The organism is Pseudomonas sp. 2822-17 (assembly GCF_002742485.1).
GTDB lineage: Bacteria > Pseudomonadota > Gammaproteobacteria > Pseudomonadales > Pseudomonadaceae > Aquipseudomonas > Aquipseudomonas cyclaminis.
In genome coordinates this window covers 75,039-89,647 of the sequence record NZ_LJRZ01000441.1, presented here as the reverse complement: position 1 = coordinate 89,647, position 14,609 = coordinate 75,039, and the positions used below count along the sequence as shown (strand labels likewise).

Genomic DNA, 14,609 nt, shown 5'->3' with positions numbered 1-14,609 from the left:
CGAATAATCCTTATTGGCCCAAAGCCTGGGCAGGTGTCGTCGGGCTGTCGTCTACCTGGACTTTTTCACCGGGCCGCGCGTGTTGCACACCTTCGACGACGATGCGATCACCGGGTTTGAGGCCGCTGCTGACGATCCAGCGGTCGTCGATCACCGCACCCAGTTCCACCGGTTGCTGGCTGACGGTCTGCTCGGCATCCAACAGCAACACCATCGGGATACCGGCACTGTCGCGGGTGATGGCGCGTTGCGGCACGCTGATGCCTTGCTTATCGACCGCTTGCTCCAGGCGCACCCGCACAAAGCTGCCGGGCAACAGGTCGAGGTCCGGGTTGGGGAACTCGCTGCGCAGGATGATCTGCCCGGTGCCGGGATCGACGCTGATGTCGGAGAACAGCAATTTGCCTGGCAGCGGGTAGAGGCTGCCGTCGTCCTGGATCAGCGTGGCCTTGGCCTGGTCCTGGCCGACCTGCTTCAAGCTGCCGGCGCGGAAGGCGCGGCGCAGGTCATTCAACTCGCGGGTCGATTGGGTCAGGTCGGCGTGGATCGGGTCCAGTTGCTGGATGATCGCCAGGGGCGTGGCTTCGTTCTGGCCGACCAGCGCGCCTTCGGTCACCAGGGCGCGGCCGATGCGCCCGGAAATCGGCGCGGTCACAGTGGCGTAGCCCAGGTTCAATTTGGCGCGCTCGACGGCGGCGTTGTTGGCGGCGACTTCGGCGTTGGTCTGGCGCACCGCCGCGCGGGCATTGTCGTAGTCCTGGCCGCTGATGGCGTTGCCTTCCACCAACTGGCTGTAGCGCTGCTCTTGCAGGCGCGCCTGGAACGCATTGGCTTGCGCCTTGCTCAGGTTGGCCTGGGCGCTGTCGAGATCGGCCTTGAAGGGCGCCGGGTCGATGCGAAACAGCACGTCGCCCTGTTTGACGTCGTGGCCTTCCTTGAACACCCGTTGCATCACCACACCGGCTACCCGCGCACGCACTTCGGCAATCCGCGGCGCGGCGATGCGTCCGCTCAGTTCGCTGGTGATGGACAGGGGCTTGGCTTGCAGGGTTTCGATACGCACCTTGGCCAGGGGCATTTCTGGCGCCTCGGCGGCGGAGTTGCCACACGCGCCCAGCGCCAGGGTGAGGGCCAACAGGCAAAACGGCGCCAACAGATTCTTCGACATGCTCTTATCCCAATAGTGACTGGCGCATCCTAAAGTCACCTGCGCCGTGGTGCTGTGAAGCTGTGTAGGTGGTGTGTGAAGAAATGTAAGGTACTGCACATCATCCCAATGGGGACGTATATCCTTACAAAATCTCGCAATTCCAAAGATCCCCCACTGTATTCATGGAACACCTTCATGCCCGACATCCTCCTGGTGGAAGACGACGCCGCACTTTCCGAGCTGATTGCCAGCTACCTGGAGCGCAATGGCTATCACGTCAGCGTGCTCAGCCGTGGCGACCTCGTTCGGGAACGCGCCCGCCTCAACCCGCCGGACCTGGTGATCCTTGACCTGATGCTGCCGGGCCTCGATGGCCTGCAAGTGTGCCGCCTGCTACGTGCCGATTCGGCCGGCCTGCCGATCCTGATGCTCACCGCCCGCGACGACAGCCATGACCAGGTGCTGGGCCTGGAAATGGGTGCCGACGACTACGTGACCAAACCCTGCGAGCCACGTGTGCTGCTGGCTCGCGTGCGTACCTTGTTGCGCCGCAGCAGTTTGTCCGAGCCCCAGGTGGCCAACGACCAGATCCTCATGGGCAACCTGTGCATTGATCTGTCGGAGCGTACGGTGGTGTGGCGCGAGCAGCCGGTGGAGCTGTCCAGCGGCGAATACAACCTGCTGGTGGTGCTGGCCCGGCATGCCGGTGAAGTGCTCAGCCGCGACCAGATCCTGCAACGCCTGCGCGGCATCGAGTTCAATGGCACCGACCGCTCGGTGGACGTGGCCATCTCCAAGCTGCGCCGCAAGTTCGACGATCACGCCGGCGAGGCGCGCAAGATCAAGACCGTGTGGGGCAAGGGTTATCTGTTCAGCCGTTCCGAGTGGGAATGCTGAGCCATGTTTCGTGTGCTGCTGCGCCTCTACCTGATCACCATCGTCACCTACAGTGCGGCGATGTACCTGATTCCCAAACTGGTCATCCAGCTGTTCGAACACCGTTACCTGGATTACAACGTCGAGCAGTCCCGTGGCCAGCAAACCCTGATCGTCAGGCAGTACCAACGGGCGCCGGTGGAGCGTTGGTCCCAGGTGACCGAGCAACTGGGCCGCGACTTTGCACCGCTCAAAGTGCAACTGCTGCTGCGCCAGGACGCCAGCTACACCCCGCAGGAAGCAGCGCTGCTGGAGCAGGGCAAACCGGTGATTCGCCTGGGGGAGTGGGGCTGGATGGAAGAAATCAGCTCGCCGCTCAACCAGCAGTTCGTGGTCAAGCTGACCGTCCCGCCAGACCCGCTGGACATGAACCTGCTGTACTGGTCGATGAATGTGCTGATCGGTGCGGCGTTGCTCGCGTGCCTGCTGTTCTGGCTGCGCCCGCACTGGCGCGATCTGGAACGCCTGAAAAGCACCGCTGCCCAATTGGGCAAGGGCAACCTGGCCGAGCGCACACGTATCCCGCCCAGCTCCAACATCGGCAGCCTGGCGGCGGTGTTCGACACCATGGCCGACGACATCGAACACCTGCTCAACCAGCAGCGGGATTTGCTCAACGCCGTCTCCCACGAACTGCGCACGCCGTTGACGCGCCTGGATTTCGGCCTGGCGCTGGCGCTGTCCGAAGACTTGCCCGAGGCCAGCCGCGAGCGCCTGCACGGCCTAGTGGCGCATATCCGTGAGCTGGATGAACTGGTGCTGGAGTTGCTCTCCTACAGCCGCCTGCAAAACCCGGCGCAACTGCCGGAGCGGGTGGACGTAGTGCTTGATGAATTTATCGACAGCGTGCTGGGCAGCGTCGACGACGAGTTGGAAAACCCCGAGATCGTCATCGACGTGGTGCTCGACTGCGCCGTCGAGCGCTTCAGCCTCGATCCACGCCTGACGGCCCGCGCCTTGCAAAACCTGTTGCGCAACGCCACGCGCTACTGCGACAAACGCATCCAGGTGGGGGTCAAGGTGTGTCCCAAGGGGTGTGAAATCTGGGTGGATGACGATGGTATCGGCATCCCGTTGGACCAGCGCGAGCGCATCTTCGAACCGTTCTACCGCCTCGACCGCAGCCGCGACCGCAGCACCGGCGGCTTCGGCCTGGGCCTGGCCATCAGCCGCCGCGCCCTGGAAGCCCAGGGCGGTACCTTGACGGCCCAGACATCGCCGTTGGGCGGCGCACGGTTTCGCGTGTGGCTGCCGTGCGTCGGTTGATCAGAGCACCTTGACCGCACGGCCGATGGCCTGGATCGGCCCGGTGGGTTTGCCGGTCGGCGAGCCGCGCGGGTCTTCCAGGGTCAGCTCGAACAATTGGTTGTGCGACAGCGGCGGGAGCCGGTCCAGCGGCACCGACAGCGTTTGACCCGGCTTGACCAGCCCCAGTGATACCGGACCTTGCCAGCCATCGCCCTTGGTCCAGAACTGCAGGGCCTTGTCCGCCGGAACCTCCATCACACCCAATGGAATCAGCTGGATGTTCTGGTCATTGCTGGCCTGGATCACCCAACCCGGTGCCTGGCTTTGCGGTGCCACCAGCACCACCACAAAGGCCGGATCCGCAATGGGCGGGCGGGTCAGCAATAACGTCGCCAGCACCACACCCGCCGCCAAGCCGGCAGCCGCCAGGCCACGCCACAACGCCAGCAGGTTCCACCAGGGGATGCGGGCGTCCGGGCTGGCGGTGTGGCGTTCGATACGCCGCCATAACTGTGCTGAAGGCAACACCGGTTCGGCCAACGCAGTCAGGGGCAGCAGGCGCTGTTCCCAGGCATCCACCGCCGAACGCAACTCGGCATCGTGGGGCAGGCGTTGCTCCACCTCGGCCCGTTGTTCGGCGGGCAGGGTGCCCAGCACGTATTCGCTGGCCAATTCGTCCAAGGGGTTGTTCATGCCATGCACTCCCGCAGCGCGGCGAGGCTACGTTTGATCCAGGCTTTGACGGTCCCCAGCGGGGTATCCAGCCTCGATGCGATTTCGCTGTGGGAATAGCCGTCGACATACGCATGCAGGATGCAGGTGCGACGGGCCGGGTCGAGCTGCTCCAGGCAGGTGTGGATCTGCCCGGAACGCGCGGAAAATTCAAACGTGTCAGTGGGCGCTGCGACCTGTTCGTGTTCGTCGCCCAGCGGCACCTCACGGTAATGATTGCGCACCAGATTCAGGGCCAGGTGACGGGTCACGCTGAATACCCAACCCCGCGCCGAACCACGGCTGGGGTCGAAACTGCCAGCGCCGCGCCAGATCCTGATAAACGCGTCATGCACGATATCCTCGGCCAGCGCCCGATCACGCACGATACGCAGGGCTACGCCGAGCAAATGGCTGCTGTCCTGCTCGTACAGTCGGCGCAGGGCGCGTTGGTCGCCACGGGCACAGGCCAGCAGACAGGCTTCGTAATCAAACACGCGCATCCCTCAAATGGCTGAACCCCTGTGGCGAGCGTGCCCGCCACAGGCAGCGTAGCGCAGTTTGCTCAGTTGGCCGCCCAGAAGATGTAGTCGGCCTGGTACTTCACCACTTCCTGCTTGCCCTTGTTGGCGGCTGTGCATTCGCTGCTCGGCGCCACGCCGCCTTTCAGGGCGACACGCTGGATGTAACTCACGCCACTCATCGCGCCTTTGCCTTCGGCCGGGTTGGCCTTGACCAGTTGATACGGCAGGTTGCCCGGACTCGATGGCGCCACGGCCAGTTGTGTACCGGTGATTTTCGAACCGTCCTTGGCTTGCCAGGTGGCAGGTGGGCCGAAGTAAGTGCCGACTGGCTTGCCGCTGCGATCATTGAGCACGGCCTTGGGGCCGACGAAGGTCCATTCGGTCTGGCCCGCAGCGTTGGCTTTATCACGGCACTCGTAGGTGATTTCGCCGACGCCGGTGGTTTCCATCGCCACTTTATGGCCGTCCGGCACCTTGATGCTGTCGGGCAGGCCGGCCTGGGCAAAGGCGGCAGGGCTGGCCACGAGCAAACCGGTGAAGCAGAGCAGGGCTTTAGCGTTCATGGGTGTTTCTCCATTAGATGAAACAGCAGGGTTGCTGCAAGGACTACCCATGGGCACGCCAACTGGATGCAGGGCTCGGCAAAAAAAACTGCATCAGGCGAAAAAGATCTAAAGTCAGATCATATTGGTATAAGTCGTTATAAGAAAAATCGCTATCCTGCCGCCAGAAATTTATAAGGCCGCGGGTAGCTGTAATGGAAGTGGGTAACTTTGGTTTCGTAATTGCCGGCCTGATCGTGGGTTTTATCGTGGGCATGACCGGTGTCGGCGGGGGCTCGTTGATGACCCCGATCCTGTTGTGGTTCGGCATCAACCCGGCCACGGCTGTGGGTACTGACCTGCTGTACGCCGCCATCACCAAGTCCGGTGGCGTGCTGGTCCACAGCAAGAACAAGAACATCGACTGGACCATCACCGGCTGGCTGACCCTGGGCAGCGTGCCTGCGGTGCTGCTGACCCTGTGGTTCCTCGCCAGCTTGCACACCGACCCGACGGCGATGAACGCGGTGATCAAGCAAGCCCTCGGCGTGGTGCTGCTGCTGACGGCCCTGGCGATCCTGTTCAAGAAAACCCTGTTGGCCTTTGCCCAGCGCCATGCGGGCGACAGCTATCACATGAACCCGCGCAATCTCAACGCGCTGACGGTGCTTACCGGCGCCATCCTCGGCACCATGGTCGCCCTGACCTCCATCGGCGCCGGCGCACTCGGTACCGTGGCGTTGTTTATCCTGTACCCGTTCCTGGCCACCCGCCGTCTGGTCGGCACCGAAATCGCCCACGCCGTGCCCCTGACCCTGGTGGCGGGCCTGGGCCATGCGGGCATGGGCAATATGGACTGGCACCTGCTGGGTTTTCTGCTGATGGGCTCACTGCCGGGCATTTATGTGGGCAGCCACATGACCGGCAAGATCCCGGACGGCGTGCTGCGCCCGTGCCTGGCGATCATGTTGATGGCGGTCGGGTACAAACTGGCCTTCTAGGCTATAGGCACTCCAAGTGTGCCAGGCCTCAGTGCTTTGCCGGGCCGTTGCCGATCTGCCATACGAACGGCGGCTCAGTTCCATTGATCACCCAGTCCCCCACAATCCGCGCCTTGTAGATCACCGGGTTGTGCGACGACACCGTCCGCGCATTGCGCCAGTGCCGATCAAGGGCCTTGCCCTGGCGCACATCTGACGCCCCCAGCGCATTGAACAGCTCGCTGGTCGCGCGCTGGATCAACTGCGACACCACCACCTGCGCCGTCGCCGATTCAATCTCGGCCGCCACATTGGCTTCGCGCTCCACCGCATCATCACCGCCAAACCGTGCCACGTAGGCCTGTTGTGCCGGTAACGTCGCCCTCAAGGCACTGGCTTGCGCGGCATACACCAGCGCCGCCACTTCGCCGACTACCTGTTGAATCTGTGCGTCCTGGCTCACATGGGGCGCATTGCCATGGCTGTAGATGCGCTTTCGGCTACGCACTTGATGGGCCACGTCGCGCAGGGCCGCACGGCCGATACCGGCCAAGCTGGCCAGCAGCACCAACTGGTAGAACGCGGTCTGGTATTTGAAGCGGGTGGCGAAGTCGATGACGTTGTCGGTCTCGACCTCGGCGTCGGTAAAGCGCGAAGTGCCGCTGCCAGTGGTGCGCTGGCCGAAGCCGTCCCAATCGTCGCTGTGCACCACGCCCGGCTGGCGTGCGCGGGTGGCGGCGATCACGTCGCCGCCGGTGTCGCTGCGCTGGGCGTACACGTCGATCCAGTCAGAGAAGATGCTGCCGGTGCTGTAGAACTTTTCACCGTTGAGTTTCCACTTGTCGCCGTCGGGGCTGACCTGGGTGACCACCTCCCCGATGGCCACGTTGCCGATTTCGGTCCAGGCGCAGCCGACGATGTCGCCGTCGACAAACCGCTTGAACCACAGGTCACGCCCGGCGCTCGGCGGCGCATTCAGGCGGTCTTCGGCAAAGGCGAAATGCCCGCGCAGCGCCTGCGGCACGTTGGAGTCGGCTTCGGCCAGTTCGATCAACAGTTCAAACAACTGGGGCAGGGACGCACCGCCGCCGCCGTATTCCACCGGGACGCGCACCGCGCCAAAGCCGGCCTCCTTGAGCCATTGGATCGGCTCATGGGGCAGGGTGCGGCTGAGTTCGCGCTGCACCGCACCGTCGGCAATGCGCTGGAAGATCGGCCGAAAACGCGCAGCCAGGGTGGGGTAATCGACGCCGATGGACAGCGGGTTGATGACGTGATGTTCAGTCATGGGCAAGGCTCCGGGGCAGTGGTCAATGCAGGGGGGATTGCACACTCCGTGCCGGGTGCGTGGCCCAATGTTTACGGGGGATTTGCCTGGATCACTGTTGCGCCAGCAACAGCAATCCGACAAACCGGCGCAATCCCTGACATTTGCCTGCGCGCCCACCATGGCCTGATTTTTGGCCGCAACCCTGATGGCGTGGGCGTTTGCGTCTGGCTGGCACGCTTGCTGCTCAAGCCCTGTTACATCCCTTTTGCACGAGGTACCGTTCGATGAGTCAGCAAGCCGTGAAATTTGCCTATTGGGTGCCCAACGTCAGCGGTGGGCTGGTGGTCAGCAAGATTGAACAACGCACCGACTGGGGCATCGACTACAACCGCAAACTGGCGCAACTGGCCGAAGCTGCCGGCTTTGAGTATGGCCTGACCCAGATCCGTTTCACCGCCGGCTACGGCGCCGAGAACCAGCATGAATCCGTGGCGTTCAGCCATGCGCTGCTGGCGGCCACCACCACGCTCAAGGTCATCGCGGCGATCCTGCCTGGCCCGTGGCAGCCGGCGCTGGCGGCCAAGCAACTGGCGACCATCGACCAACTCACCAATGGCCGCATCGCGGTGAATATCGTCAGCGGCTGGTTCAAGGGGGAATTCCAGGCCATCGGCGAACACTGGCTGGAGCACGATGAGCGCTATCGCCGCTCCGAAGAATTTATCCGCGCCCTCAAAGGCATCTGGACCCAGGACGACTTCACCTTCAAGGGCGATTTCTATCGCTTCAATAACTACACCCTCAAGCCCAAGCCACTGGGCCAGCCGGAAGTGTTCCAGGGCGGCAGTTCACGGGCGGCGCGGGACATGGCGGCACGAGTCTCCGACTGGTACTTCACCAACGGCAACACCCCGGAAGGGATCAAGGCCCAGGTCGATGACATTCGCGCCAAGGCGGCGGCGAATAACCATTCGGTCAAGGTCGGCGTCAACGCATTTGTGATCGCCCGCGACACCGAAGAAGAAGCCCGCGCTGTGCTCGCCGAGATTATCAACAAGGCGGACCCGGAAGCGGTCAATGCGTTTGGCGATGCGGCCAGGCAGGCGGGCAAGGCTTCACCGGAAGGCGAGGGCAACTGGGCCAAGTCCAGCTTTGAAGACCTGGTGCAGTACAACGACGGCTTCAAGACCAACCTGATCGGCACCCCGCAGCAGATCGCCGAGCGCATCATTGCACTCAAGGCCGTGGGGGTGGATCTGGTGCTGGCGGGGTTCCTGCACTTCCAGGAAGAAGTGGAGTACTTCGGCAAGCGCGTGTTGCCGCTGGTGCGTGAGCTGGAAGCCAAGCACGGAATCAGGGAAGTGGCCTGAGCCCAGGCCAGACTCAGGCGCCTGGCTGCAAGGTCAACACCTCGAACCCGTCCGCCGTCACCGCCACGGTGTGTTCCCACTGCGCCGACAGGCTGTTGTCCTTGGTAACCACCGTCCAGCCATCCTTGAGGCTGCGTGTCTTGGCGCCGCCCTGGTTGAGCATCGGCTCGATGGTAAACACCATGCCTTCGCGCAGCTCCAGACCGGTGCCGGGGCGGCCGAAGTGCAGGATCTGCGGTTCCTCATGCATCTGCTTGCCGATGCCATGACCACAGTATTCACGTACCACGCTGTAGCCGTTGGCCTTGGCGTGGCTCTGGATCGCGTGGCCAATATCACCCAGGCGGGCGCCGGGCTTGACCTGGCGGATGCCGGCCCACATCGCTTCGAAGGTCATCTCCACCAGGCGCCGGGCCTTGGGGGCAACGGTGCCGATCATGTACATCTTGCTGGAATCGGCGATGTAGCCGCCTTTTTCCAGGGTGATGTCGATATTGATGATGTCGCCGTCCTTGAGGATCTCCTTGGCGCTGGGCATGCCATGGCACACCACCTCGTTGATCGAGGTGTTGATCGAGAACGGGTAATCGTATTGCCCCAGGCTGGCGGGGCGGGCTTTGAGGTCGTTACGGATGAAGGCTTCGACGGCGGCGTCCAGCTCCAGGGTGGAGCGGCCGGCGGCGACAAAACCGTCGAGCATGCTGAACACCTGGGCCAGCAGGCGCCCGGCTTCGCGCATCACGGCCAGTTGGGCGGTGGTCTTGATCATCAGCTGCGCCCCCGGATCAGGTCGGGTTTGTCGAGCAACAATCGGTTAATCAGCTCGTTGTAGGGCAGGCTGGGGTTGAGTTCGGCGAGCAGGCCGATCTTGATCCAGAACTCGGCCTGAGCGTTGATGGAACGGTCCATCGTCGCGCTGGCCAGGCGCAGTTGTTCGTGCAGTTGGTCGGTGATCTTGACGATGCCCATGGGGTTCACTGTTTAAGTTGGATATACAAAGCATATACGTTTCGTATGTCCGGCGTAAACCCCACGGGCTAAATGGCGCTGGGTCATTGACTTGCACGGCAACGCCCGGTTAATTTCGTGACATGACATTTCAAGCCTTCCGCAGCCAGCCAAGCATTATTACCGCCATTCCTCATTTGGCGGGATAGCACACGGCTGCACCCAAACCCGCCTTAGAGGCGGGTTTTGTTTTTCCGTCTCCAGGGCCATCCAAAAAAAGCCAGGAGACACCGATGAACGCATCAACCCCAAGGGCTAGCCAAGACACCGCACTGCTTGAGCACTACGTGAAAAAGATCCTCGCCGCGCCCGTCTACGACCTGGCGGTGCGCACGCCGTTGCAGGCGGCGCCGGCGTTATCGGCGTTGCTCGGCAACACGGTGCTGCTCAAGCGCGAAGACTTGCAGCCGACCTTTTCCTTCAAGATCCGCGGTGCCTACAACAAGTTGGTGCAGCTCACCGACGAGCAAAAGGCGCGTGGCGTAGTGACGGCCTCGGCAGGCAATCACGCTCAGGGCGTGGCGCTGGCGGCGCGGGAGCTGGGGATCAAGGCGCGTATCGTCATGCCCTGCAGCACGCCGGAGTTGAAGGTCTTGGGTGTGCGCTCCCGAGGCGCCGAAGCGGTGCTGCACGGCGAGAGTTTCCCGTTCGCCCTGGCCCATGCGCTGCAACTGGCCGAGACCTCGGGCTGTACTTTCGTTTCGCCGTTCGATGACCCGGACGTGATCGCCGGCCAGGGCACCGTGGCCATGGAACTCCTGCGCCAGCAACAGGGCCCGCTGGACGCGATCTTCGTGCCGGTGGGCGGTGGCGGCCTGATCGCCGGCATCGCCGCCTACGTCAAATACCTGCGGCCCGAGGTGCGCGTCATCGGGGTCGAGCCGGAAGGCTCCAGTTGCCTGCTGGCCGCCTTGCGCGCCGGTGAACGCGTGGTGCTGCCCAGCGTGGACGGGTTTGCCGACGGCACCGCAGTGGCGCAGATCGGCGCCTACGGGTTTGAAATCTGCCGCGATTGGGTGGACGAGGTCATCACCGTGAGCAACGACCAGCTATGCAGCGCGATCAAGCTGATCTACGACGATACCCGCTCCATCACCGAACCCTCCGGCGCACTGGCGGTGGCGGGCATTCGCAAGTACGTCCTGGAGCATGGCGTGCGTGCCCAGACCCTGGTGGCGGTGAATTCCGGGGCGAATATCAACTTTGATAGTTTGCGACATGTTGCTGAAAGGGTCACAGCGTACGCACACGAACTGCAGGGTTAAACGTTTAATCGTGGCTGTTCGCCGATGATATAAACGCTTCGGGCGAGGCCAGGTTTAAGTTATATAAACTTGTACCGTTCTTATGAGGAATTGTTACTACACGCGCGCATTTTGTTGAGTACGCTGAGTGGATGAAGGCGTCTTCCAAGGCTGGCAAGCGCCTGCATGACACATAACAAAACACTCTGTTGGCAGTCTCAAAAAAGGAGAGGTTAGCCATGCTTTCGGAACTAGAGCTACGCAGCATTATTGAAGGAAGTTTCCTGCCCAAACGGTGCGAATGCACCAAAGCCGAAGATGCTTCGCTGACGATCAAGGTCTACGACGACCGCGACCGTGACCGGGTGGATTTGGAAGTCAAAGGCATCAACGCAGACAAACTCGACAGCAGTCGAGCGATTTGCAACCTGATCACCGGGTTGCGTGAAGACCTCAAACATGCCCATGCACCCGCCCTGAAAAGAGCGGGAGGTCGAGCCTATTACTAGGCAGACGCCTGAGAATGAACCACCGAAGACCTATGGGCCTGGACAAATGCCAGGCCCAGTACGGTTTCCGTTGCCACGGCCAGGAAAATCCCCGGCCCGGCATTGCCGCTGAACCACTCACACACGCCCAGCACAGCCAACACCAGGCAACCGATGGCAAAGCCACTGGTCATGGCGCGACGTGTGTCCGAGGGTGGCGCATGGCGGGCGCGGTAAAACATGATGCCGATGGCCAGGAACAGCGCGGCGCTGCGGCGGGCCACCAGGCCGGTGGCGTCTGACGGTGTCACACCCCACATGCCGAGCAGCAGCTCGGGGCGCAGCCCCCAGATAAGCGCGAGGGCGAAGCACAGCAGGGCGGTTGCGGTGGCGAGGGTACGAAAACTCAACGGCATGGCGATTCCTTTCGGCCTGGGGACAAGCCCGCCAGAATACGCCTATCTACGCGGGCTTGCTGTGTGACCGTACAAGGCTCAATTCTGGAAGCTGCACGCATCGGACAGCTTGCGATAGCCCACATCCTCGATTTTCCCGGCCTTGTCCACGAACTTGATCATGAAACCGGGCGTTCAGCCCAACTGCTGGCGATACGGCAAGTCCGGGCCGGTCTTGGTGCAGGTCAGGGCGGCTGCGCGAATCGCGAAGCCAAGCATGGCGTCGATCTGCGCCCGGGTGAGCTGTTGCAGGCCGTCGACCGAATCCAACTGCTGCTCGGTCAGCCAGGCAATCAACGCCGCCTGGAAGGTATCGCCGGCGCCCACGGTGTCGGCCATCACCACCTTGACCGCCGGTTGCGACCACGTGCCATGCTGGCGGCTGAACACCGTGGCGCCGTCGCCGCCACGGGTGAGAAACACCAACTGGCACCGGTGCTGCAACCAGCCTTGCAGCACGCTTTCGGGGGATTGGTCGGGGTACAGCAGGTGCAGGTCTTCGTCGCTGACCTTGATCAGGTCGGCATGTTTGGCCAACTCCGCGACGCGGTCGCGCCATAACTGGATATCCGGTTGCGGGTTGAGGCGCACGTTGGGGTCGAGGCTGATCAGGCGCCGGCCGCTTTCGCGCCGGACCAGGGCCAGCAGGGTGTCGCCAATCGGCTGCACCACCAGGGAGAACGAGCCGATATGCAGCCCACGCACGTCATCACCCAGCACGGGCAGGTGCGCGACTTGCAGCTGCCGGTCGGCGCAGCCTTCGCCGCGAAAACTGTACTGCGGCGAGCCATTGGCGCCCACGGCGACCATTGCCAAGGTCGTCGGCGCGGCGAATTCCACCAGAAATTGCTGACTCACGCCTTCATCCTGGAGCACCTGCACCAAGCGACGACCGAGGAAGTCAGTGGACACGCCGCCGAACAGCCCCGCCTCAATGCCCAGGCGGCGCAAGCCGACGGCGACATTGAACGGCGAACCGCCGGCAATCGACTTGTAGTTGACCTTCGACGCCAGCCCGCTGGCATCCTCTTCGCTGAAGAAATCAAACAGCGCTTCACCACACACCAGATACATAGTCGTTCGCTCTTAAAGGGTTGCCACTAGCTGTTGATAACGCTCGTACGCCTGTTGATAGGCGCGGACATTGGCCACGACCGGCAGCGTACGGCTGGCCGGATCGACGCTCACGCATTTGTCGCACAGGCTGGCCAGGGATTCGCCGGACTGGCTCCACGCCGCCTGGATCGCCGCGCCCAGGGCGGCGGCTTCGCTTTGTTCGGTGCAGATCACTTCGGTGTTCATGATATCGGCGACCATCTGCCGCCACACCGGGCTTTTCGAGCCGCCGCCGATCAGGCGGATACTCTGGCTTTGCAGGCCGGTCTGGCGCAGCAGGTCGAGGCCGTAACGCAGGCCGAAGGTGGTGCCTTCGACCACGGCGCGGCACAGGTTGGCGCGGGTCAGGTTGGTCATGGTCAGCCCGTGCAGGCTGCCGGTGGCGTGGGGCAGGGCAGGCACGCGCTCGCCGTTGAGGAACGGCAGCATGCTCACGCCGTCGGCGCCGATCGGTGCTTGCTCGACCAGGGCGTTGAAGGTGTTCAGGTCCAGCTCGAACAGCTCGCGCATCACCCCGGTGGCGTTGGTCAGGTTCATGGTGCAGATCAGCGGCAGCCAGCCGCCGCTGGATGAGCAGAAGGTCGCCACCGAGGCCTGTGGGCTCACGTGGGGCTGGTCCGAAAATGCGTAGACGGTTCCCGATGAACCCAGGCTCATGGTGATCACGCCCGGCGCGATATTACCGGTGCCGATGGCGCCCATCATGTTGTCGCCGCCGCCGCTGGCGACAATCGCATTGGGGTTGATGCCCAGGCGTTCGGCAATGGCCGGCAGAATCGTGCCGACGCTTTGATTGGCTTCAACCAATTGCGGCAGTGCCTTTTCAAGGCGTCCGCTCGGGTCGATGTGCTTGAGCAGCGCCACATCCCACTCGCGACTGCGCACGTTGAAGTAGCCGGTGCCCGAGGCATCGCCGTATTCCGCGACGGCACGGCCGGTCAGCCAGTAATTGAGGTAGTCGTGGGGCAGCAGGACATGGGCGATTTGCTTGAAGATGTCCGGGTGCTGTTCGCGGGTCCAGAGCAGTTTGGACACGGTGTAGCCCGGCGCGATGGCCACGCCCAGGCGCTCCAGCGAGCCGCTTTCGCCGCCCAGGTGCTGCAACAGGCGCTCGTTTTCGGCGGCGGTTTCGGTGTCGCACCACAACTTGGCCGGGCGCAATACCTGGCCCTCGGCATCCAGCAAGACCAGGCCATGTTGCTGGCCGGAAACGCCGATGCCGAGGATGTCCTGGCCGTCCACGCCGGCCTGTTGCAGGGCGCGGTGAGTGGCTTCGGTAAAGGCGTCCAGCCATTCCTGGGTGTGCTGTTCGCGGCGGCCGTTGGCGCCGCTGATCAGCGTGTGCGCGGCGGCGCCGAGGCCCAGCACCTTGCCGCTGGAAGCGTCGAGGACGATGGCCTTGGTGCCCTGGGTGCCGCAGTCGATGCCGAGGAACAGGTTTTGCTGGGTCATGATGGTGTGCTCACCAGTCTTGTTGGAGTGTAAATGTGGGAGGGGGCTTGCCCCCGATAGCAGTGTGTCAGTGACAGATTTATTAACTGATACACCCTCATCGGGGGCAAGCCCC

The 14,609-nt window shown here is 63.0% G+C and carries 16 protein-coding genes and 1 pseudogene; 6 read left to right on the top strand and 11 right to left on the bottom strand.

The features are described from left to right. Positions 1 to 10: 10 nt before the first annotated feature. Positions 11 to 1,168 (bottom strand): efflux RND transporter periplasmic adaptor subunit, encoded by a 1,158-nt coding sequence (locus tag AOA60_RS15700; RefSeq protein WP_099585206.1) that lies wholly within the window; start codon positions 1,166 to 1,168, stop codon positions 11 to 13. A gap of 177 nt (positions 1,169 to 1,345) precedes the next feature. On the opposite strand from AOA60_RS15700, the gene AOA60_RS15695 reads away from it, so the two are divergent. Both AOA60_RS15695 and AOA60_RS15690 read left to right on the top strand, forming a co-directional pair. Further along, complete coding sequence (locus AOA60_RS15695) at positions 1,346 to 2,047, top strand: response regulator transcription factor (RefSeq protein WP_099585205.1); 702 nt, start codon at positions 1,346 to 1,348, stop codon at positions 2,045 to 2,047. Between the two features lie 3 nt (positions 2,048 to 2,050). Next, positions 2,051 to 3,352 carry an ATP-binding protein gene (locus tag AOA60_RS15690; protein WP_099585204.1) on the top strand — a complete coding sequence of 434 codons (1,302 nt, stop codon included), beginning with the start codon at positions 2,051 to 2,053 and terminating at the stop codon, positions 3,350 to 3,352. On the opposite strand, the gene AOA60_RS15685 is transcribed toward AOA60_RS15690, so the two are convergent. The 3 genes from AOA60_RS15685 to AOA60_RS15675 form a co-directional block, all read right to left on the bottom strand. Beyond that, positions 3,353 to 4,027 carry an anti-sigma factor gene (locus tag AOA60_RS15685; protein WP_099585203.1) on the bottom strand — a complete coding sequence of 225 codons (675 nt, stop codon included), beginning with the start codon at positions 4,025 to 4,027 and terminating at the stop codon, positions 3,353 to 3,355. Further along, on the bottom strand, positions 4,024 to 4,548 hold the full coding sequence (locus AOA60_RS15680; protein ID WP_099585202.1) for a sigma-70 family RNA polymerase sigma factor: 525 nt from the start codon (positions 4,546 to 4,548) through the stop codon (positions 4,024 to 4,026). The genes AOA60_RS15685 and AOA60_RS15680 overlap by 4 nt, the downstream gene beginning before the upstream one ends. A gap of 62 nt (positions 4,549 to 4,610) precedes the next feature. After that, positions 4,611 to 5,132 (bottom strand): DUF3455 domain-containing protein, encoded by a 522-nt coding sequence (locus AOA60_RS15675; protein ID WP_099585201.1) that lies wholly within the window; start codon positions 5,130 to 5,132, stop codon positions 4,611 to 4,613. A 194-nt stretch (positions 5,133 to 5,326) separates the two neighbouring features. Here AOA60_RS15675 and AOA60_RS15670 point away from each other — a divergent pair, with 194 nt between their 5' ends. After that, positions 5,327 to 6,112: a sulfite exporter TauE/SafE family protein gene (locus tag AOA60_RS15670; RefSeq protein ID WP_099585200.1), complete on the top strand. Its 786-nt coding sequence runs from the start codon at positions 5,327 to 5,329 to the stop codon at positions 6,110 to 6,112. A 28-nt stretch (positions 6,113 to 6,140) separates the two neighbouring features. Here AOA60_RS15670 and AOA60_RS15665 read toward each other — a convergent pair whose 3' ends face one another. After that, positions 6,141 to 7,379: an acyl-CoA dehydrogenase family protein gene (locus AOA60_RS15665; protein WP_099585199.1), complete on the bottom strand. Its 1,239-nt coding sequence runs from the start codon at positions 7,377 to 7,379 to the stop codon at positions 6,141 to 6,143. Positions 7,380 to 7,645: 266 nt separating this feature from the next. Between AOA60_RS15665 and sfnG the strand changes: the two genes are divergently transcribed. After that, complete coding sequence (gene sfnG / locus AOA60_RS15660; protein WP_099585198.1) at positions 7,646 to 8,731, top strand: dimethylsulfone monooxygenase SfnG; 1,086 nt, start codon at positions 7,646 to 7,648, stop codon at positions 8,729 to 8,731. A 13-nt stretch (positions 8,732 to 8,744) separates the two neighbouring features. Here sfnG and map read toward each other — a convergent pair whose 3' ends face one another. Together map and AOA60_RS15650 are read right to left on the bottom strand one after the other, a co-directional pair. Further along, complete coding sequence (gene map, locus AOA60_RS15655; RefSeq protein ID WP_099585197.1) at positions 8,745 to 9,500, bottom strand: type I methionyl aminopeptidase; 756 nt, start codon at positions 9,498 to 9,500, stop codon at positions 8,745 to 8,747. Beyond that, positions 9,500 to 9,700, bottom strand: coding sequence for a ParD-like family protein (locus AOA60_RS15650; RefSeq protein WP_099585196.1), 201 nt, complete (start codon positions 9,698 to 9,700; stop codon positions 9,500 to 9,502). The genes map and AOA60_RS15650 overlap by 1 nt, the downstream gene beginning before the upstream one ends. A 272-nt stretch (positions 9,701 to 9,972) precedes the next feature. Between AOA60_RS15650 and ilvA the strand changes: the two genes are divergently transcribed. Both ilvA and AOA60_RS15640 read left to right on the top strand, forming a co-directional pair. Continuing rightward, positions 9,973 to 11,004, top strand: coding sequence for a threonine ammonia-lyase, biosynthetic (ilvA, locus tag AOA60_RS15645; protein WP_099585195.1), 1,032 nt, complete (start codon positions 9,973 to 9,975; stop codon positions 11,002 to 11,004). A 218-nt stretch (positions 11,005 to 11,222) separates the two neighbouring features. Continuing rightward, the gene (locus tag AOA60_RS15640; protein WP_099585194.1) at positions 11,223 to 11,492 is read left to right on the top strand and encodes a DUF1652 domain-containing protein; all 270 of its coding nucleotides are present in this window, start codon (positions 11,223 to 11,225) and stop codon (positions 11,490 to 11,492) included. Here the strand turns inward: AOA60_RS15640 and AOA60_RS15635 are convergent. The 4 genes and pseudogenes from AOA60_RS15635 to xylB form a co-directional block, all read right to left on the bottom strand. Further along, a complete protein-coding gene (locus AOA60_RS15635) occupies positions 11,489 to 11,887 on the bottom strand; it encodes a hypothetical protein (protein ID WP_099585193.1) in 399 nt (132 codons plus the stop codon). The genes AOA60_RS15640 and AOA60_RS15635 overlap by 4 nt on opposite strands. Before the next feature lie 78 nt (positions 11,888 to 11,965). Further along, positions 11,966 to 12,046: pseudogene (locus tag AOA60_RS33930) on the bottom strand (DUF2790 domain-containing protein); the annotation flags it as partial. A gap of 15 nt (positions 12,047 to 12,061) precedes the next feature. After that, positions 12,062 to 13,000: a carbohydrate kinase gene (locus tag AOA60_RS15630; RefSeq protein ID WP_099585192.1), complete on the bottom strand. Its 939-nt coding sequence runs from the start codon at positions 12,998 to 13,000 to the stop codon at positions 12,062 to 12,064. Positions 13,001 to 13,012: 12 nt separating this feature from the next. Beyond that, a complete protein-coding gene (gene xylB, locus AOA60_RS15625; protein ID WP_099585191.1) occupies positions 13,013 to 14,494 on the bottom strand; it encodes a xylulokinase in 1,482 nt (493 codons plus the stop codon). Between the last annotated feature and the right edge of the window lie 115 nt (positions 14,495 to 14,609).

Coding starts and splice junctions, on each gene's coding strand:
- AOA60_RS15700 (WP_099585206.1), bottom strand. CDS start 1,168: ATGTCGAAGAATCTGTTGGCGCCGTTTTGCCTGTTGGCCCTCACCCTG.
- AOA60_RS15695 (WP_099585205.1), top strand. CDS start 1,346: ATGCCCGACATCCTCCTGGTGGAAGACGACGCCGCACTTTCCGAGCTG.
- AOA60_RS15690 (WP_099585204.1), top strand. CDS start 2,051: ATGTTTCGTGTGCTGCTGCGCCTCTACCTGATCACCATCGTCACCTAC.
- AOA60_RS15685 (WP_099585203.1), bottom strand. CDS start 4,027: ATGAACAACCCCTTGGACGAATTGGCCAGCGAATACGTGCTGGGCACC.
- AOA60_RS15680 (WP_099585202.1), bottom strand. CDS start 4,548: ATGCGCGTGTTTGATTACGAAGCCTGTCTGCTGGCCTGTGCCCGTGGC.
- AOA60_RS15675 (WP_099585201.1), bottom strand. CDS start 5,132: ATGAACGCTAAAGCCCTGCTCTGCTTCACCGGTTTGCTCGTGGCCAGC.
- AOA60_RS15670 (WP_099585200.1), top strand. CDS start 5,327: ATGGAAGTGGGTAACTTTGGTTTCGTAATTGCCGGCCTGATCGTGGGT.
- AOA60_RS15665 (WP_099585199.1), bottom strand. CDS start 7,379: ATGACTGAACATCACGTCATCAACCCGCTGTCCATCGGCGTCGATTAC.
- sfnG (WP_099585198.1), top strand. CDS start 7,646: ATGAGTCAGCAAGCCGTGAAATTTGCCTATTGGGTGCCCAACGTCAGC.
- map (WP_099585197.1), bottom strand. CDS start 9,500: ATGATCAAGACCACCGCCCAACTGGCCGTGATGCGCGAAGCCGGGCGC.
- AOA60_RS15650 (WP_099585196.1), bottom strand. CDS start 9,700: ATGGGCATCGTCAAGATCACCGACCAACTGCACGAACAACTGCGCCTG.
- ilvA (WP_099585195.1), top strand. CDS start 9,973: ATGAACGCATCAACCCCAAGGGCTAGCCAAGACACCGCACTGCTTGAG.
- AOA60_RS15640 (WP_099585194.1), top strand. CDS start 11,223: ATGCTTTCGGAACTAGAGCTACGCAGCATTATTGAAGGAAGTTTCCTG.
- AOA60_RS15635 (WP_099585193.1), bottom strand. CDS start 11,887: ATGCCGTTGAGTTTTCGTACCCTCGCCACCGCAACCGCCCTGCTGTGC.
- AOA60_RS15630 (WP_099585192.1), bottom strand. CDS start 13,000: ATGTATCTGGTGTGTGGTGAAGCGCTGTTTGATTTCTTCAGCGAAGAG.
- xylB (WP_099585191.1), bottom strand. CDS start 14,494: ATGACCCAGCAAAACCTGTTCCTCGGCATCGACTGCGGCACCCAGGGC.